23 protein-coding genes are annotated in these 18180 nt (G+C 59.2%); 13 read left to right on the top strand and 10 right to left on the bottom strand.

Annotated elements, in window-relative coordinates; translation table 11 throughout:
- The first annotated feature begins 36 nt into the window (after positions 1 to 36).
- The 9 genes from GC127_RS11045 to GC127_RS11005 are packed head-to-tail and all read left to right on the top strand — an operon-like array spanning position 37 to position 4586.
- The gene (locus GC127_RS11045; RefSeq protein WP_081507039.1) at positions 37 to 426 is read left to right on the top strand and encodes a FlgB family protein; all 390 of its coding nucleotides are present in this window, start codon (positions 37 to 39) and stop codon (positions 424 to 426) included.
- A gap of 9 nt (positions 427 to 435) precedes the next feature.
- Positions 436 to 828, top strand: a complete 393-nt coding sequence (flgC, locus tag GC127_RS11040; RefSeq protein ID WP_151978084.1) for a flagellar basal body rod protein FlgC — start codon at positions 436 to 438, stop codon at positions 826 to 828.
- A gap of 12 nt (positions 829 to 840) precedes the next feature.
- Positions 841 to 1131, top strand: coding sequence for a flagellar hook-basal body complex protein FliE (gene fliE / locus GC127_RS11035; RefSeq protein WP_081507040.1), 291 nt, complete (start codon positions 841 to 843; stop codon positions 1129 to 1131).
- Between the two features lie 4 nt (positions 1132 to 1135).
- Positions 1136 to 1405 carry a flagellar biosynthetic protein FliQ gene (locus tag GC127_RS11030; protein ID WP_008281474.1) on the top strand — a complete coding sequence of 90 codons (270 nt, stop codon included), beginning with the start codon at positions 1136 to 1138 and terminating at the stop codon, positions 1403 to 1405.
- Between the two features lies 1 nt (position 1406).
- Positions 1407 to 2120: a flagellar hook-basal body complex protein gene (locus GC127_RS11025; protein ID WP_151978082.1), complete on the top strand. Its 714-nt coding sequence runs from the start codon at positions 1407 to 1409 to the stop codon at positions 2118 to 2120.
- A 14-nt stretch (positions 2121 to 2134) separates the two neighbouring features.
- Positions 2135 to 2920, top strand: a complete 786-nt coding sequence (gene flgG, locus GC127_RS11020; RefSeq protein ID WP_008281472.1) for a flagellar basal-body rod protein FlgG — start codon at positions 2135 to 2137, stop codon at positions 2918 to 2920.
- Entirely contained in the window at positions 2920 to 3336 is a 417-nt protein-coding gene (gene flgA / locus GC127_RS11015) for a flagellar basal body P-ring formation chaperone FlgA (protein ID WP_081507042.1), read from the top strand. The genes flgG and flgA overlap by 1 nt, the downstream gene beginning before the upstream one ends.
- A gap of 8 nt (positions 3337 to 3344) precedes the next feature.
- Positions 3345 to 4079 carry a flagellar basal body L-ring protein FlgH gene (gene flgH / locus GC127_RS11010; RefSeq protein ID WP_151978081.1) on the top strand — a complete coding sequence of 245 codons (735 nt, stop codon included), beginning with the start codon at positions 3345 to 3347 and terminating at the stop codon, positions 4077 to 4079.
- A 24-nt stretch (positions 4080 to 4103) separates the two neighbouring features.
- The gene (locus GC127_RS11005) at positions 4104 to 4586 is read left to right on the top strand and encodes a flagellar basal body-associated FliL family protein (protein WP_151978079.1); all 483 of its coding nucleotides are present in this window, start codon (positions 4104 to 4106) and stop codon (positions 4584 to 4586) included.
- 10 nt (positions 4587 to 4596) lie between these two features.
- On the opposite strand, the gene GC127_RS11000 is transcribed toward GC127_RS11005, so the two are convergent.
- The 10 genes from GC127_RS11000 to GC127_RS10955 all read right to left on the bottom strand — a co-directional run bounded on the left by GC127_RS11000 (position 4597) and on the right by GC127_RS10955 (position 14684).
- A complete protein-coding gene (locus GC127_RS11000; protein WP_254700074.1) occupies positions 4597 to 5025 on the bottom strand; it encodes a hypothetical protein in 429 nt (142 codons plus the stop codon).
- Positions 5022 to 6110: a flagellar biosynthesis protein FlhB gene (locus GC127_RS10995; RefSeq protein ID WP_081507044.1), complete on the bottom strand. Its 1089-nt coding sequence runs from the start codon at positions 6108 to 6110 to the stop codon at positions 5022 to 5024. The genes GC127_RS11000 and GC127_RS10995 overlap by 4 nt, the downstream gene beginning before the upstream one ends.
- A 2-nt stretch (positions 6111 to 6112) precedes the next feature.
- Positions 6113 to 6877, bottom strand: coding sequence for a flagellar biosynthetic protein FliR (locus tag GC127_RS10990; RefSeq protein ID WP_151978077.1), 765 nt, complete (start codon positions 6875 to 6877; stop codon positions 6113 to 6115).
- Positions 6874 to 8958, bottom strand: a complete 2085-nt coding sequence (flhA, locus tag GC127_RS10985) for a flagellar biosynthesis protein FlhA (RefSeq protein ID WP_151978075.1) — start codon at positions 8956 to 8958, stop codon at positions 6874 to 6876. Before flhA ends, GC127_RS10990 begins: the two co-directional genes overlap by 4 nt.
- A gap of 3 nt (positions 8959 to 8961) precedes the next feature.
- On the bottom strand, positions 8962 to 9669 hold the full coding sequence (locus tag GC127_RS10980) for a lytic transglycosylase domain-containing protein (protein ID WP_254700072.1): 708 nt from the start codon (positions 9667 to 9669) through the stop codon (positions 8962 to 8964).
- Between the two features lie 286 nt (positions 9670 to 9955).
- Positions 9956 to 12238 carry a hypothetical protein gene (locus tag GC127_RS10975; protein ID WP_151978071.1) on the bottom strand — a complete coding sequence of 761 codons (2283 nt, stop codon included), beginning with the start codon at positions 12236 to 12238 and terminating at the stop codon, positions 9956 to 9958.
- Positions 12235 to 13104 (bottom strand): flagellar motor stator protein MotA, encoded by an 870-nt coding sequence (motA, locus tag GC127_RS10970; RefSeq protein ID WP_008281462.1) that lies wholly within the window; start codon positions 13102 to 13104, stop codon positions 12235 to 12237. Before motA ends, GC127_RS10975 begins: the two co-directional genes overlap by 4 nt.
- A 70-nt stretch (positions 13105 to 13174) precedes the next feature.
- Entirely contained in the window at positions 13175 to 13717 is a 543-nt protein-coding gene (locus tag GC127_RS10965; protein ID WP_254700070.1) for a MotE family protein, read from the bottom strand.
- Positions 13718 to 13773: 56 nt separating this feature from the next.
- Entirely contained in the window at positions 13774 to 14169 is a 396-nt protein-coding gene (locus tag GC127_RS10960; RefSeq protein WP_008281460.1) for a DUF6468 domain-containing protein, read from the bottom strand.
- Positions 14170 to 14180: 11 nt separating this feature from the next.
- On the bottom strand, positions 14181 to 14684 hold the full coding sequence (locus tag GC127_RS10955; protein WP_151978067.1) for a flagellar basal body-associated protein FliL: 504 nt from the start codon (positions 14682 to 14684) through the stop codon (positions 14181 to 14183).
- 121 nt (positions 14685 to 14805) lie between these two features.
- On the opposite strand from GC127_RS10955, the gene fliF reads away from it, so the two are divergent.
- The 4 genes from fliF to fliP are packed head-to-tail and all read left to right on the top strand — an operon-like array spanning position 14806 to position 18033.
- Complete coding sequence (fliF, locus tag GC127_RS10950; protein WP_151978065.1) at positions 14806 to 16413, top strand: flagellar basal-body MS-ring/collar protein FliF; 1608 nt, start codon at positions 14806 to 14808, stop codon at positions 16411 to 16413.
- Positions 16413 to 17000 (top strand): flagellar biosynthesis protein, encoded by a 588-nt coding sequence (locus tag GC127_RS10945; RefSeq protein ID WP_151978063.1) that lies wholly within the window; start codon positions 16413 to 16415, stop codon positions 16998 to 17000. Before fliF ends, GC127_RS10945 begins: the two co-directional genes overlap by 1 nt.
- Positions 17000 to 17296: a FliM/FliN family flagellar motor C-terminal domain-containing protein gene (locus GC127_RS10940; protein ID WP_151978061.1), complete on the top strand. Its 297-nt coding sequence runs from the start codon at positions 17000 to 17002 to the stop codon at positions 17294 to 17296. The genes GC127_RS10945 and GC127_RS10940 overlap by 1 nt, the downstream gene beginning before the upstream one ends.
- The gene (gene fliP / locus GC127_RS10935) at positions 17296 to 18033 is read left to right on the top strand and encodes a flagellar type III secretion system pore protein FliP (RefSeq protein ID WP_151978059.1); all 738 of its coding nucleotides are present in this window, start codon (positions 17296 to 17298) and stop codon (positions 18031 to 18033) included. Before GC127_RS10940 ends, fliP begins: the two co-directional genes overlap by 1 nt.
- Positions 18034 to 18180: the final 147 nt, after the last annotated feature.

The raw sequence follows: 18180 nt of genomic DNA, 5'->3' as shown, positions 1-18180 counted from the left end.
AAGCCTTGGTTGAAGCCACTCGAGGGAGAAGCCCCGATGTTTGAAAAGATGGAAGTATTTCGCATGGCTCATGCGTTGGCGCAGCACGCGGGTGCCCGTCAGGCGCTGGTGTCGCAGAATATGGCCAATGCCGATACGCCGGGCTATGCCGCGCGCGACATCGCAGATTTTGCGGTGGTCTACGCCTCTGATGACGGGGGACAGATGCCGCGCGCGACACGGAGCGGGCATATGCTCGGCCATGAAACGCGCCTTGATTTTGCTGTTGCCAAAGACAGGGATGCCGTCGCGGACCCAAATGGCAACTCGGTCACGCTTGAGACCGAAATGCTGCGCGCGGTGGATGTGAAACGCCAACACGACCGCGCGCTCGCGATCTACAAATCCTCGCTCACCGTGCTGCGCGCGGCGATCGGGCGGCGATAGGGGCGCAAGATGAGCGATTTTTCCAACGCCCTTTCGGTTTCAGCCAGCGGGCTCAAGGCTCAGGCGCAACGTCTGCAGCATGTGTCCGAGAATATCGCCAATGCCGACACGCCCGGCTATCGCCGCAAAACCGTATCGTTCGAGGCGACCCACGCCGGGACAGGGACAGCTGGCGCCGTCACGGTGAGCCGGGTCCACCTTGATCAGAGCGCCCCACAGCGGATCTACGATCCCAGTCACCCGCTTGCGGATGAAACCGGGTATTACCAAGGGTCCACGGTCGATCTCATGATCGAAATCGCCGACGCACGCGAGGCGCAGCGCAGCTACGAGGCCAATCTAAAGATGTTTGATCAGGTGCGGCAGATGTCTGCCGGGCTAATGGACCTGTTACGCCGATAAAGGAGATCCAGAATGGATATTACCGGATTGAATACCGCCCAGAAATACTCTGCCGCCCGCATGGCGACCGAACCGACCGCCAGTCACAATGCGGCGGGCAGCGCCTTTCAGACCGTGGCCAAGGATTTTGCCGCCACCCTCTCAGAGGGCGAAACTCTCGCCAAAGCGAGCATGATCGGCAAGGCTGATCCACATTCTCTGGTGCAGGCGCTTGCGCAGACCGAACTCGCGGTTGAGGCCGCCGTCACGGTGCGCGACCGTGTGGTGGAGGCCTATCAGGAAATCCTCCGCATGCCGGTCTGATCCGATGCTCAACGAGGTCCTGTTCTTTGACACGTTGCGCGAATCCCTTTGGATTTCGGTGATTATCTCTTTTCCGATCCTCGCGGTGGCGCTTCTGGCGGGCCTCGTGGTGGGGCTCTTTCAGGCGCTCACCTCGATTCAGGAACTGACCCTGACCTTTGTTCCCAAACTGGGCGCGATCATTGTCGTGTTCTGGATCACCATGGGCTTCATGACGCAAACGCTGGTCACCTTTTTTCAGGACCGGCTCATCCCGATCATCACAGGAGGCTGAGATGGAAAGCGCGGGCTACACAACCCTCACCCGGCAATCCGGGCTCTTGCGCGAATTGCAGGTCGTGGCCAACAACATCGCCAATGCCGCGACCACCGGCTATCGCCAAGAGGGGCTGATCTTTTCCGAATTCGTCAAACGCACCGAAGGCGGCCCCTCTCTTTCGATGGCGCGGGGCAATGTGCGGATGACCTCCACCCTCCAGGGGCCGCTCACCCTTACGGGCGGCATGCTCGATCTGGCGATTGAGGGAGACGGGTTTTTCCTAATCGAGACCCCGGCAGGCGAGCGGCTGACGCGCGCGGGCAGCTTCACACTCTCGGCGCAAGGCGATCTGGTCACGCCGGATGGCTTTCGCGTGCTGGATGCAGGCGGGGCGCCCGTGTTCATTCCCCCTGACGCCAGCAGTATCGGTCTCTCTCCCGACGGCACGCTCAGCGACAATGGCCGCCCGCTGGCCCAGATTGGCCTTGTGCGCCCCATCGATAGGGTTGGCATGATCCGCGAGGATGGCGTGATGTTCCATGCCAATGGCGGGTTCGAACCGGTCGAAGAAGGGGTCATTCACCAGGGATTTCTGGAGGGGGCCAATGTCGATCCCATCGGCCAGGTCGCCCGCATGATCGAAGTGCAGCGCGCCTATGAAATGGGCCAGAGCTTTCTCGATACCGAACATGAGCGCGTGACCTCCGCGCTCGATTCCCTCATCCGTTAACTCAGGAGCGCGTCATGCATATCCTCAAGATCGCCGCCACCGGAATGGCCGCCCAGCAAATGCGGGTCGAAACGATTTCGAACAATCTCGCCAACATGTCGACCACCGGCTACAATGCGCGCAGGGCAGAATTCGCGGATTTGCACTATCAGCAACTCGCGCGCGCTGGCACCATCAATGCGGCCGATGGCACGGTTTTGCCCACCGGCGTGCAGCTGGGCCTTGGTGTGCGCCCATCGGCGATTTCCGTACAACTGGCCCAAGGGTCGCTGACCCAGACCAATGGCGATCTCGATCTCGCCATCGACGGCGGCGGCTATCTGGAGGTCCGATTGCCCTCTGGCCAGTCCGGCTATACCCGCGACGGGGCGCTCAAACGCTCGGCGGATGGGGTCATCGTCAATTCCGAGGGCTTTCCCATAGCCCCCGAGATTACGATCCCCGAGGATGCCCGCAGCATCACCATCAACGCCGAAGGCGAGGTTTTCGCCTTTTTTCAAGACACCGCCGAGGCGCAGCAACTGGGGCAGATCGACCTTGTCGGCTTTACCAACCCCAAGGGGCTAGAGGCGATCGGCGGCAATCTTTTCGTCGAAACCGAGGCTTCTGGCCCCGCGAATGTCACCACCGCCGGACAAGATGGTTTGGGCACGCTGCGCCAAGGCTATCTGGAAGACAGTTCCGTCGATCCGGTGCGTGAGATTACCGAGTTGATTGAGGCCCAAAGAGGGTATGAGCTGAATGCCAAGGTCATCACCGCCGCTGACCAGATGCTCAGCGCCACAACACAGGTGCGGTGATGCGGTCTCTGGCTTTTATGCTCGGCATTTTTCTCAGCGGACCGGCTTTGGCAGATGTCATCCTCGCCACCCGCACAATCCGCCCACAAGAAATCCTTGGTCCGGCCGATCTCTTGTTGCAACAGGGCGAGGGCCACAGCGATGTGGCGCTAGAGGACCTGATTGGGCAAGAGGCGCGCGTCGCCCTCTATCCGGGTCGTCCGGTGCGCCAAGGCGATGTCGGGCCCCCTACCGTAGTCGAGCGCAATCAGGTCGTCCCACTGATCTATCTGCGTGGCGGCCTAGAGATCATGACAGAAGGCCGCTCGCTCGACCGAGCCGGGATTGGTGATCATGTCCGCGTGATGAACCTTGCGTCGCGCGCCACTGTCTCGGGGCGCGTGACGGCAAACGGCCAGATACTCGTGTCGCAATAGGAGCCACCATGACTGCCTTGCGTCTCAATTTAATCTTTGTCGTGGTTCTGCTGGCCACCTCCTGCGCGCGGCTCGACCATCTCGGCAAACCGCCAAGTTTCACCCCGACCATGAACTCCACCGAACAGCTTGCCATGCTTGATCCGGGCCTGCCGCGCAGCACCGCGCAGGACGCCCCGTTTCAACAAGCCTCGCTCTGGAGCGGTGGCAAGCAATCCCTTTTGGGCGACCGGCGCGCAGCGCAGCGTGGCGATATCATGACGGTGGTCATTGAAATTGACGAAGAGGCGCAGATCTCGAACTCCACATCGCGCTCTCGGGACGGGTCCGAGAGCCTGGCGATCCCGGATCTCTTCGGCATCCCCCAACGGATCAACCCCAACCTGCCCGAAGGGGCCAGTCTTGACCGCGCGGCGGGTCTCAATTCAACCAGCCAATCCGGCGGAGAAGGCTCGGTCAGCCGGAGTGAAGAGCTGACCCTGCGCGTGGCCGCAACCGTGATGCAGGTTCTGCCGAATGGGGTGCTCGAAATCCAAGGCTCTCAAGAGGTGCGGGTCAATTTCGAGTTGCGCGAATTGCTGGTGTCCGGATTCGTGCGGCCCGAAGACATCTCGCGCCAGAACGAGATCACCTATGACAAAATTGCCGCCGCCCGAATTTCCTATGGTGGGCGCGGCCAGATCACCGATGTTCAACAACCCAGGATCGGTCAGCAGTTGCTCGATGGCCTTCTTCCCTTCTGAAAACCAAAGCCAGGACCTATCATAATGCTTGCGAAAATGCTGCCTCTGTTCTTGCTTCTGATTGGCTTGGCTGCGGGGGGCGGGGCAGGCCTTGTGCTCAAGCCTGAGCCAGAGAGCGCGCAGGCGGAACACCCACCCGAACCAACCACGGATCACGCAACACCGCGACCTGAGGCCCAAAAGGGCAGTGAAATCGTAAAGCTGAACAACCAGTTCGTCATCCCACTGGTTGCCAAGGACAGGATAAACGCACTTGTGGTGCTGTCACTCAGCATAGAAACCACCGCAGGTCGCACAGCCGAGGTCTATGACCGAGAGCCAAAGCTGCGGGATGTTCTGTTGCAGGCACTTTTCGATCACGCCAACAGAGGCGGTTTTCAAGGGGAATTCACCAAGGCTCGAAACATGGATGTACTGCGTGCGGCGCTCGGCGACGTGGCGCAAGAGGTATTGGGGGATGCTATCCTGGGCGTTCTGATCACGGAAATCGCACGACAAGACGTCTAAGCGGCGGCGGTCAGTCCGGAGGCATCTGTTGGAGTCGCGCAAGGCTTTCCGAGAGCGCAGCTTGCGCTTTAGCGCGCGCTTGCACGGTGCGGTGCCTTTCCTCTTGAGAGAGCTGCGCCGCCGCTTGGTACTTGCCAAAGCTGCGGCGCAGCTCTCGGCTTAGTTGTCCTTTACTCCCCAGAACGCGTGCCAGGTCGGAATGCAGGCGGGCCTTGCTTTGCCCGATCCAACCCTGCCATAAAAGATCTGCGCCAACCGCACGGTATCCGCTCGCATCGCCTTGGGGCATATCTTGCGTAGCGCCGCGCATAGTCTCAAGCTGGCTAAGGTCTGCACGCAACCGTGCCTCCTCTGACAGTATCCGCTGCATCTTGGCCGAGGCCGCACGATAGAGCGCGTCAGTCAAGGCCACCATATCTGCATGGCTTCGAGCGGTCACCCAAAACTCCTTGCCTTGCGGCGCATGTCTTCGGAAAAACGGATGGCGACGGCCACAGCCGCATAATGCGTTGGATCGATTTCACGGCCGATCTCTGTCGTGGCATGCAGCGCGCGCGCTGTTGGCGCATCCTCAAGGATGGGCACACCACTTTCTCGGGCGAGATCGCGAATTGCGAGCGCTATATGATCCATGCCTTTGGCCACACAGGTTGGCGCAGCCCCCGGTTTGCGGCTCCATTTCAGGGCCACTGCAAAATGAGTGGGATTGACGATGACCACATCCGCCGTTGGCACATCGGCCATCATCCTGCCAGATGCCAACTCCATCGCGCGGCGTCGGCGCTGCTGTTTGACCGCGGGATCGCCGTCGTTCTGCTTCAACTCATCGCGAAGGTCCTTGTGAGACATCCTCTGACGCCGCAAATGATCGAAATACTGCCAGAGATAATCAAGACCGCCGATTGCGAGCGAGATGAGTAAAACAATAATCATGAACTCGATGATCAATTTGCCCATCACCGCCCCGATGATCGGGGCCTCTGCATGCAATGTGCTCATCATTTCAGGTAGCCGATAGGTCAGAAAACCCCCAAGCAAGAGGCTGTACAGAAACAATTTCCCAAAGCTCTTGGCAAATTCGAAGAGCCCCGTTGCCCCGAACTTGTTCTTTGCGTTCTCAACCGGATTGATGCGCGATACCCTGGGTTCGATCTTGGTCGGAGCCACGACAAAAGCGCGCTGTGCGATCACGGCCGCAAGTGCCATAACCATTGGCAAAAGCAAAAAGAGGGACAGGCCGAAAACGATCTGCGCCGCTATTCCACCCAGCGCTGAGGCGCCCAGCCCGCCCTGAAATATGAGCTTGGCCAACTGGTCTGAGTGTTCGACCAAAGTCATGAGGTTGGCTCCGACTGTCTCAACAGGCGTGCCACTTGCAAGACTGAGGGCCAGCAATAGCCCAGCGTAGGTTCCAACAGTGTTGAGATCGGCAGAGCGCGCAAACTCTCCCTTTTTGCGGGCCTCGTCCAGCTTGTGCTGTGTTGCCTCTAGCGTCTTGTCAGAGTCGTCGTTTTGCTCGGCCATCGTCACCCTCCAAACGGGTTTGTGACAAAGCTTTGAAATGCTCCGAGCCAAACCACCAGCATCGTGGGCACTACGAGCATCAACAGAAAGAGGGTAAGGGCCATGGCAGCCGGGGCGCCGACGAGAACAACCATCAACTGGGGCATCGCCCGATTGATTATGCCCAACGTCAGATTATACAACACCGAAACAAGCACAAAGGGCGCAGCAAGAGAAAAGCCGAAAGAGAACGCCTGCGCGATCCGGGCAACTCCCCATTGCGACAGGGTGCCAACGTCTGGAAACTCCGCGACTGGAAAGATCCCGTAGCTGAGCACAATCATCTCAGCCAAACGCACATGGACGCCCATAATCATCATCAGGGCCACCGCGCCAGTTGCGAGAAGGTGACCAATGGCCGGAAGCGGCGTCTGACTGGCATTTCCGAGGATTTGCGCCAATGAGGTCGACTGCGCCGCAATCGACCCCGCCATTTGTAAAGCCATCAGAAAGAGCCGCAGAGCAACGCCCAGGGCAAGGCCGACAATCGTTTCGGACAGGATCAAACCTACCGTCGGTGCCCGCGCATGATCTGCCAAATCGGGCGATAGGACCGGTGCCACGATCAGTGTAAAGGCGATGACAAGAACCAGCTTGATCCGCATCGGGACGGAGGATTCGCCGAACCCTGGCAAGAGCCCGATGATCGGTGCGACCCGCAGAAATACGGCTACGTGCAACCAAAGCATCTCGATCGACAGATCAAAGACCTGAGCGAGAGGCGTCATGCGCGCACCACGCCGACTAGCGATGGCTTGGCCTCGAATCCTATTTCTTCAAAGCTGAGAACGGGAACGTTGACATTCCTGGCGATCAAAAGTGTGCGCAGAAATCGGCGCCGCAAAGACGATGTGACCAGGGCGGGCGAGAGGCCCCTTTCTCCGGCCAGTTGCACCTGCTCGGCGACCCCGGCCGTGAGCGTGCTGAACTGCTCCGGCGGCAGGGCAACGTCGGAGCGGCCACGCTCGCCGCTCATCTCAAAAGCGGTGAATGTATCCTCCCACTCCGGTGCAAGCTGGATCAGGGGCAAGCTGCCGTCGGGGCGTTGCAGGCCGGCCACCAACTGAAACCCAAGCCTCTGGCGCACATGCTCACAAATGGCCTCAGGCTGCGGCCCAAACTGCCGGTTTTCAGCAATGCTCTCAAGGATCAACGGCAGATTTCGGATCGAGACTTGCTCCGCGAGCAACAGACGCAGGACCGCATGCAAAAGATCCGGTGCAACACGATCCGGGATCATGTCCTCGAGCAGTTTGCGGTTGGCCTCAGACCTGCCTCTGTCAGAGAGATTGACCATCTCGTCGAGCAGGCGGCGCATGGCCTTCATTGTCAGCAACCGGCTCAGATTGCGGCGGATCACCTCTAGAAGATGGGTCGCAAGCACCTCTGGGGGTGCCACCAGAGTGGCCCCGGACAGCGCCGCACGATCCTGCTCTGAAGCAGGAATCCAACGTGCCGGGGCACCATACACCGGCTCTTTGACCGTCTCACCTGGGGCAAGGGCCGGATATTGGTCGGGGTCGAGGGCAAGAAGGTGATTGTCCCGCAGAAACGCCCGCGCGCGTTCCACCCCCTGAATGCGTATAACGTAGCTGCCTGGTGGCATACCCGGATCGTCGGTCAATCGGATATCCGAGAGGATAACCCCATATGTTGTCGCAACATACTGGCGCATGTTGGTGATGCGCGCCTCAAGGCCGACACCGGGATCAAGCACCATGTTGACAAGGTCCGGGGCAAATTCCACGTGAATGTCATCCAGTTCCAGAATGTCGCCCATTGACCTGATCGGCGCGCTCACGGGAAGGGAATCTTCTTGCGATGAGGCAGGGTTCGCGCCCCGACTGCGATGGCTGGCAAAAGCCAGAGCGGCCAATCCGACGCCGCCGAGGAGGAACGGCACAAACGGCAGGCCCGGCACGAGCGCGAAAAGCCCCATCAAGACAGCGACTGTCGCCAGCGCCGTCGGATGACGCCCGATCTGCTCGGAAATCGCCAGATCCGCCGCGCCTTTATTGCCGCCCCGCGCCAGTAGCAGCGCCGCAGCGATCGAGATGATGACAGCCGGAATCTGGGTAACCAGCCCGTCACCGATTGTCAGGATCGTATAGGTTTCAAAGGCTTTACCGATCGGCATGTCATGGAGCGTGATGCCGATCACAAGACCGACGAGAAAGTTCAGAAGCGTGATCAAAAGGCCCGCAACCGCATCCCCTTTGACGAATTTTGAGGCCCCATCGAGCGATCCAAAGAAAGTGGTTTCCTGTTGTTCCTGCTCTCGCCGCTCTTTGGCCTCCTGATGATTGATGGCACCCGCCGACATGTCGCTGTCAATGGCAAGCTGCTTGCCGGGCATTGCATCAAGGGCAAAGCGTGCACCAACCTCTGCCATGCGCGCGGCACCTTTGGTGATCACCAGAAAGTTGACGATCAAAAGCACGAGAAACACGACAAGACCCAAAAGAACATTGCCGCCGATGATGAAATCGGCAAACCCCTCGATCACCTGTCCTGCGGCATCGGTGCCGGTATGGCCTTGTCCGATGATCAGCTTGGTCGAAGAGACATTGAGCGCCAGGCGCAGCATCAGCGATGCAAGGAGGATGGTTGGAAATGCGGAAAAATCGAGCGGCCGATCGATAAAGAGCGTGATCGTAAAAATCAGGATTGCGAGGGCAAAAGATGCCGCCAGCCCGACATCAAGCAGCCATGCCGGAACGGGCAGGATCATCATCACAATCACGGCCATAAGCGCGAGCGCCAGCAGGACCGTTGGTTGAAACACCGACTTGATGGAAAGACCGCCCATACCTTAGAACCCCACCGCAACTGTTTGATCGAGCCGGATTATATAGCGCCGCGTTTCCCCCATCGGCACGAGAGAGCCCGAGCGCGTGACGCCATCCGCATGTTGCAACAGCGGATAGCCGTTGCTGGACAGAACAGGCTCTGAAAGTCTCTGGCGCGATGTTGCCACAGGCTCCGAGGATCGCACTACATCCAGCCCGGCATAGACATCTTCGACCCGGTCGCGATAACCTTGGGCGCGTTGCGGCTGCCTGGAATGATAGGCCCCAACCGCTTTAGCCCAGCTGCCCATTTCACGCCGCAGCTCCTGCAGGAATCTTGCGGCATAAAGCGCATTCTCCATCGGATCAAACATGGTTTCGAACGACTCGAAGGCTGCGCCATGCCATCTGAAGTTAATCTGAAAGCACCCAATATCGAAACTGCGGGCACCACGCATATAGGCGGCGCGCACAAAGGTCTGCGCTTCCTCTTCGCTCTCGAACCAATAGCCTTTGCCCTCTATGTTCACGGTCCAGGGCCAGGCCTTTACTGTGCCCGCCACCGAGCGACCTGTTTCAACCTTGGCAATGGCGCGCAGCACATTCGTGGGAACATCGGCATGTCTCGCAGCGTGTCGGGCGGCGTCATCGCAGAGATCAACCGGCGCGGCAAAGGCCTGTGTTGCCCCGAGAAGGCCAGAGGTGATCACTTGGCGCAGAAGGCAGCTCAAGCGCGCCTCACGCTTCTTCAAAGAAAGAACAAACAGAAACGTCAAGAACCAAGCGGCCGGTGCCAGCCCGCCTCGGATCTGAGCGCGCCGCGCCAAACTTCCGAACGCACGTCGTCTACAGAGCAACCACCGGACGGTCAGAAGGTCTCTCATAAGCACTCCCATTCACGTTGTATCAAAGGGCTCATCGCCGAATTTCTCTCACAACGGATCCCCAGGTTTTCAGAATGTCTGCGCGTCAGCTTGCGCGATCACTCTTGCGATTCGGTAACCAGAAATTCGATTGTCACGGGGGATCGGAAATAGCGGTGCTCGCCAAGAGTGCACTCAGGGCGCTTCGGGTTGCAATGCTTTGATCAATCAACTTTTGATTGAATTGAAGAAGCCCGCCAGCTTGGTCTGGCGCGGCTTGTGTCATGGCCTGCGCCAGATTCTGTGTTGATGGATCACCAGCCGAAAGAAGGCTTTGCCAATCCTGCGCAAGCCACGCCGCCTGCTGCTTTGCGGCCTCATCTTGCAAGCCCTCGGCATAACGCATTGCACCGGCATAATCGCCAAGACTAGTCCGGGCGCGGGCGCGAAGGGTGTCAGCATCGGGCGAGGCAAGGCCGATGATTTCTGCCTCTGCAAGATGCGGGAGATCCTGAGCTAGAGCTATTTCCGCCCTTAAGAGCCGTTGCTCAGGCTCTGTCACCGAGCGCGATGCAACACTCAGAATCTCATCAGCCACATCCGCAAAGCCCAAGGTCAAGGCTCGCTGCGCGATCTCGCGGGTTAAATCAGCGGGCATCCTTGCAAAGCTTTCCTTGGGCTCACCCAAGATCTGCCGGAGAAACTCTATATCATCGGCCTGTGCGCCCAGCAGGCGCAGCATCTCTTGGCGCGTTTTTTGGGCGTTTTCGAGGGACAAGTCTGGCGAAACGCGCTCGAATTCAGCAAAGGCCTCGGCGTAAGAGCGCGAGGCGGTCAAAGCCAGCAGATAGGCGCCCCCAAGCTCTTGACCCATCGGCGTGCCACGGGTCTCTTGGTAGAGCGCGCCTGCAAGTTGTGCGGTGTCATAGTCAATGTCCTGCCCCCTTGATATCCGGGCGTTGATCAGGGCTGCCAAGGCTGGCGCAGAGTTCACATCATTACCTGACAACGACCCTTGCAAGCTTTGGTCGGCGGCGCTGAGATCACCGTCTGCCAGCGCAAGCTCGGCTCTTGCGATCTTTGCGCCTGCGGTGTCCGACAGATCTGCCGGCCCAAGGCCCCGCAAGATCATGTCCGATGTTTCGCGATGCTTTGCCGCAAGCAACTTGCGGGCAAGCGCCGGGCCAAGATGCCTGCGCAAATGCTCTGGCAATTCCGCGAACCCACGCAGGATTGCCGAATGATCCAGCAATTTGTCCTCGGGAATTTCCGCATGCGCCAAAGCGGCCCAAAGGGCGCTGCGTCCATGGCATCCCAGATCCTCTGTGAGCCGAGGTGCTGCAGACGCGGCATCCGGATCATCAACCAGCGATGCCAATTCGAACAGAACCGATACTTCCGCAGCATAGGTCGGGATTAACGATGCTACGTGCCGCGCCTCAAGCCCAAAGCCAAAGTAAATGTAGAGGCGGGCCAGCTGAAGCGCGACCTCTGGATTGACGACATCGAATTCACCGGAAAGCCTAGGGGAGAGCGTGCCGATCTGATCTGCTAGCGGCTTTTGCGTCCCCCAGGTTGCGACGTCCAGAACGGAATCAGGCAAACAGGCGGTCTGGATCGCATCGGACAGCGCGGATGAAAAGGCCAGCCCCGGCACTTGGTTGATTGTGCCTGTCACTCTGAGATTGCCAGAGGTGGCCAACGGCAAGCCTTCGGTCAATGGGGGCTCGGCACCGGTTGCCATGCCGCCAGACGGCACAATCTCGATCGCCGTTGCCAAAGGCTTTTGGTGGGCCCGCGTAATGTTGCCCAAGTCGGGCGTGCGCAGCGGCTGGACCAGCCCCTGATTGGCCGACTGTGCGATTTGCGCCAGAAGGCTGCGGCGCACCGCCGGCAACACATCCTCCGGCCCCAGCGGCGCAGCGGTTTTGCTCGTGGCTGATAACGGGGCAAGGCGCGATGCTACCAATCTGGCCGCCGAAGACTCGGCCCGCGCTTTCCAAGGCTCTCGCAGATCAGCTGTTGCGCCCTCTGCCAAAGGCGCCTGAGGCCGGCGCGCGGCAGAGGGTTCGGCGGTGCCAGGGGCGAGAATATCAAGCACCAGCATGGATTGCGAATGCCAGAACGTTCTTGTTGTACAGGCGCAGCCAAATGTCAGATCCAGCTGCCCAGACCCCTTTGGCGCGCCGATCCCGGCAAGTCGGCCTTGGGTGAGGCGATCAAACACTCGGCTCAGGTCAAATGTAGGGCGACCGCCGGGAAAGGTGATCGTGATACCATCCTCTCGGGTTTGATCCTGCCAGTCGAGTCGCGCGGGAAAATCGAACACAAGTCGCGTGAACCCTTCATGCTCGCCAGAGCGCACCACCACGTTTTGCGCAAGCATCGGGGCGGCCCATAAAGACAGGATGAACGAGATGGTCACAGTCCGGATCATGCCGCGTCCTGTTTGAGAGACTTCAGCGCTTCTTCCAACTCGTTGAAACTTGGGCGTTTGTGATTAGGCGTGTTTTGTCGCCCGACTTCGATGCAGATATTGGTGGCATGGTTGTGCAGATTGGCCACAAGCACTTCGCGGATCAGTTGATAGAAATGTCCATCCTCCTCGACCACGTCCTTGACCTTAGCCGCGAAGGGCCCGACCAGCCCGTACGAGAGGAAGACGCCCAAAAAGGTCCCGACCAGCGCGCCACCGATCATCTTGCCGAGGATTTCCGGCGGCTGGTCAATCGACGCCATCGTCTTGATGACACCCAGCACAGCGGCGACAATCCCCAAAGCAGGCAATCCATCCGCCATGGTTTGCAAAGCATGGCTTGAGTGCAACGCATGGTGAAGATTGGCCTCTATCCGCTTTTCGAGAACCTCTTCCACCTGATGAGGATCATCATAATTCATGGAGGCCGAGCGCAACGTATCACTGATCAGGGCCACGGCCTCTGCATCGGCCAGAATCTTGGGGTATTTCGAGAAGATCGCAGAGTCGTTTGGTGACTCGATATGCTCTTCGACAGCAATGGGGTTCTGCCGACCCAAACGGATCAATTCGAACAAGAGGCAGAGCAGATCCCGGTAATCCTGCGGCTTCCATTTCGGACCCTTGAAGACCTTGGCGATATCCCCGAGCGTGTGTTTGATCGCAGGCGCGTCATTACTGATGAGAAACGCCCCGACAGCCGCCCCACCAATCATCATGAACTCAAACGGCAGCGCCTTGAGAATAAGACCCAGCTTACCCCCGGCGGCCACATAGCCGCCAAACACCATGACGAAAATTACGACAATCCCGATGATTCCGACCATTCCGTTCCCCGCAGGCAGTCACTGATCCGAGACTGCCACCAACCGATTAACAAACCCTGACGATCCGCCCTCATCGCCGCGGCGCAGTGGCATTGCGCCCCGCAAGGATCACACTAATGCCATGCGCCACTCCGGGCGAAAGCCCTGCGAGGACATCCGCCGCAGCATCGGGGCGCATGCGCGCAAGAAATCCGGCGGCAAAGACCGGGTCCATCTCCTCAAATAGCGCAGCCGCCTGCTTGGGCTTCATCGACTCGTAAACCTTGGTCAGCTGCGCCACGTCATTCTCTGCGGCACTTTCCGTCAGAGCGATCATGCGGCGCAGATCCTCTTCGGCTGTTGTCAGGGCCGCAATCTTTTGTCCGGCCTCTTGCTCGACCAGTTTGAGCACCTGCTCTCGATTGCGCAGGGCCGTCTCTCGTTCCTCGAGCATGCGCCCACGCTCTTGCAGCGCGTCAAGCAAAGCTTTCATATCTTCGGGTGTCTCACAGGCCTGCGTGGATGGTGTGCTGCTTTCTTCTGTCGCCTCTGGCGCGCGGGCAAAAGCCCTGCCGACACCCTCTCCGAAACGCAAAAGCGCCGATGCGACCAAAAAGGTAGAGAGAATTAGCAAGACACCGCGCGTACGCCTCGACCTTGCGGATGGTTTGTGTGTTGGGGATCGCCAGATCATGGTGTCGCCCCCGGCGTCAGATCGTGATGGCGCTTGAAAACCGGGCCAGGATCGGCCGTTGGGGGGCTGACGGGTGTTTTCCTGTGGGGCGGGGCCGACACCTCCTGATTGGGCAGATCGTGCATCGCCGCCACCAAGAGTTCGAGCCGCCGGGCCACATCTTCAGCCCGCTCGGTGACGCTGATGAGAGAGCGTGTGGATCCGTCCGCCGTTTGCCGCGCGGCCTGAAGCGTTCGGGTCAGATCATCGACCTGCGCCGAAAGCACCGCCACAGCACCGCCCATTCCGGTTTCGAGATCGTTGAAGTGGTTGAGCCGCCGGGCCAGCACAAAGCAATAGACCCCAGCCCCAATCGCACCCGCAACAAGCAGGATATCCGCAATCATTTCCATATATGCGCTCCTCAGTTCAACACGAATTCCATGATCAATAGATCGTTGATGCGGCCCTCACCCGTTACAACCTGCATCCGGCGCAAGAGCTGCGCCCGCAGGCGGATCAAGGCCTGCGCGTCTTCGATATCGGCAAGTTTGAGCGCGCGCAGATAGGTATTCGTCACATCGACGATGCGCGGCATCAGGTTTTCGACGTCGGATTTATGGGCGGCCTTCACCTCCAGCTCAGCGGCGAACCGGAGATGTGACCGCGCAGCCCCCTGCCCGACTGAGACAACCACGGGCACCACCGGCACAAAGACCAGATCACCCATCGGCGTGTCAGACGCCGAAGCCCCCGCAGCGGGCCCCTGGGCAATAGATCCGTGTCCCCCGCCAAGTGGAATCAAACCAGACCACATGGTGTAAAACCCCGCCGCCGCACCCAAGAGCGCCAAGACAATTCCAATCATCAACGGTCTCTTTGACGGCTTCGCCTCGGGTGCCGTCTCTGTGTCTCCGGTCTCTGGCATGATCACCCATCCTGTTGTCGATAAACTCTTATAAACCCAAAGAAACTAACCGATTGTTAAGTCTGATGCGGGAATGATGACTTCGGAACATTACTCGAACAAAAGTACCGGAGGACATGCAATGCAGCAGATCACAAGGCTCTGGCAGGCGCTGACCCTGCGCAATCGTATCATCGTCATCGGCGCGGCATTTGTGATGTTCTGGGCGGTTTTGGCCCTTGCGCGCATGGCGTCCACGCCCAGCATGACCTTGCTTTACGCAGGCCTAGAAAGCAGTGCGGCGGGCGAGGTTGTCGCAGCCCTCGAGCAGCAAGGCGTCACATATGAAGTGCGCAACGACGCGATTCTTGTCGACTCGACACGTCGGGATGAGCTGCGCATGATCCTCGCGGGCGAGGGGCTCCCGAGGTCGGGCACCAGCGGGTATGAGCTTCTGGATGGATTGTCTGGCTTTGGCACCACATCACAGATGTTCGACGCCGCCTATTGGCGCGCCAAAGAAGGCGAACTGGCCCGGACCATCGTCTCGCATCCCGCGATCGTGGCGGCCCGGGTTCATATCGCGTCGACCGGTGCCAATCCGTTTCAGCGCAATGTGCATCGGTCCGCTTCAGTCTCGGTCAGCACCAATGGGGCCGCAGTTTCTGCCAAACATGCGCGCGCGCTACAATTCCTCGTCGCCTCTGCTGTGGCTGATCTTACGCCTGATGATGTGTCCATTATTGATGCCGAGGGGACATTGCTCAGCGGTGCCGAAGAAGCCAAGACCAACACCGCCGATGAACGGGCAGAGGGGCTGCGCCTGCGCGCGCAACGTCTGCTCGAGGCGCGTGTCGGGCATGGAAATGCGGTCGTCGAGATTGCGCTGGAAACGGTGACGCAAACCGAATCAACCCGCGAGAGACGGTTTGATCCCGAGGGGCGTGTTGCGATCAGCACCGATACCGAAGAGCGCGCGAACACCTCAAATGGCACGGACAATGGCGTCACGGTTGCCTCGAACCTACCAGATGGGGATGCGGCAGCGGCAGCGACGTCGGCCAGCGAGAACACCGAGACACGCGAACGGGTGAATTACGAGGTGTCCAGCACAGAGCGCGAAGTCATCCAGCAACCCGGTGCTATCAAGCGCATGACCGTTGCGATCCTGATCAACGGGATTACCACTCCAGACGCGAGCGGCACGCCAATCTTTGCGCCGCGCCCCGAAGAGGAGCTGACCGCGCTCGGCGATCTTGTTGGCTCTGCGGTGGGTCTTGATGAAACGCGCGGCGACGCGCTCACGATTCGCACCTTGCAATTCGAACCGTCAGCGCCCACCGGCACCCTGGTCGAAGCGGGGTTACTTGAGCGCCTTGCGATCGACACAATGACCTTGGTGCAATCGCTGGTTCTAGCCATCGTGGCCCTTGTGCTTGGCCTTTTTGTGCTGCGTCCGATTCTCTCGCGCCCCGTTCCTCTGGCCACCCCACAACTGAGCGCCCCAATCCGGCGCGCCCCGGTGCAAGACCCAGCAATTACCCCCCTGTCCGGCGTAATCGAGGATGGCGACATCGACGTAGCAGGCCTGTCCGACGTGTCTGAGGCACCTCAGATTTCTCTGCGCCCGCGTCTTGATGGGGGCACAGACGATCCGGTCTCACGCTTGCGCGCGCTGATCGGCCAACGCCAAGAGGAAACCGTCGAGATCTTGCGCAACTGGCTGGAAGCTGAAGAGGAGAGAGCCTGATGTCGATCACACATCTTTTGAACGAATTTGGCGCGTTCACTCAGGGTAAGCCTATCGCGATCACGGATGTCTCGCTCGAGGAAGAACGCCTAGAAGCCTTTGAGAAAGGGTATCAGGCGGGTTGGGAAGATTGTGTGAAATCGCAGGTAGACGACGGGCGCAGGATCACCGCCGATCTTGTCCAAAACCTGCAAGACATCAGCTTTACCTATGAAGAGGTGCATGCCGCGATCATGGGCGCGATGCAGCAACTTTTGCAGGAAATCACCCAAACGGTTCTGCCACCGATCAGCCACGCGATGCTGATCCCGCATGTGACCGAAATTCTGCACGACTTGCTGGAAGCCAATGGGCGTCAGCCTTTGCAGATTGCCGCCGGTCCGGCAGATCTTGCGATCCTGCGCCGCCTCAGCGCCGAATTACCCGACCTTGCCTGCACCCTGACAGAGGATCCAACCTTGGCAAGCGGTCAGGTTTGCGTGCGCCTGGGCGAGAGCGAGCGCGCTCTTGACATGCCGGATGTCCTGCTTCGGATCGAGCAGGCGATATCCGGTTTCTTTCAGCAAAATCAGAGGATAGTGGCGTGATGGATAACAAAACTGGCGGCAATGAAACCCACGTCAACGATCTGCAAAACCCGTTCTCGTCAGTCCCGATCGAGATCACGGTTTCGGTCGGCAAGGCACGCCCGCTGATCAGAGACCTTCTTAAACTTGGCAAGAACGCCGTTCTGGTTCTCGACCGGCGTGTTGACGATGCGGTCGAACTCTATGTCGGCGAGCGCCTGATAGCGCGCGGTCAACTCGAAGAGCTGGCCGGCGATCAACACGGGCAGATTGCCGTGCGCGTGACCGAAGTTGCGAATTTGCAGGACGGGTTGTGATGAAGTCTGGTCTGATCCTCATCGGACTGAGCACCCTCTTTCTAGGAGCGCTTGCCACCGGTGCTCCGGCACAAGATCTGACTCTGTCCTTGGGCGATGACGCCTCACTCTCAGCACGAACACTGCAACTGATAGCTTTGATCACCGTGCTCAGCCTCGCGCCCGGGATTGCCATTATGGTCACGTGCTTCCCCTTTGTCGTCACGGTCCTATCGATCCTGAGGCAAGGGATCGGTCTTCAACAATCCCCGCCCAATATGCTGATCGTCAGCCTCGCACTCTTTCTTACCTTCTTCGTGATGGAGCCGGTCTTTACCCAAGCCTGGGAGACCGGGATTGAACCGCTGTTACAGGAACGCTTGTCCCCTGATCTGGCCATTGAACGGACGCTGGCACCGTTCCGCGTGTTCATGTTGGGCCGTGTCGACCCCGACACTTTGGCAACCATAGCCGCCCTGCGCCCTGAAACGATCACCCCCTCCGCAGGACCGGACGCGCCGCTTTCAATTCTCATTCCAAGCTTCATGCTCTCGGAAATCGCGCGCGCCTTTCAAATCGGATTTCTGGTTTTTCTACCGTTTCTGATCATTGATCTCGTGGTTGCGGCCATCCTGATGTCGATGGGCATGATGATGGTTCCGCCTGCCATCGTCTCTCTGCCCTTCAAGCTTGCGTTCTTTGTTATCGCCGATGGCTGGACGCTGATCGCCGAGAGCCTTGTACGCGGCTATCTGTAGCGCGCTTGCGCGATTTGCGCCGCGCTGCGCATGCATCTTGCCACCTGCACTCGACACGAACAGAGAATTTTCAATTGTGCAGCGCCCATTGGGTGACTTTGATCTGCAGGCCCGTTTATAGTGTCCACCAGCGCGCCGACCACAAGA

This window comes from Roseovarius sp. EC-HK134, from assembly GCF_902498815.1.
GTDB lineage: Bacteria > Pseudomonadota > Alphaproteobacteria > Rhodobacterales > Rhodobacteraceae > Roseovarius > Roseovarius mucosus_A.
This window is presented reverse-complemented; position numbering and strand designations above follow the sequence as displayed.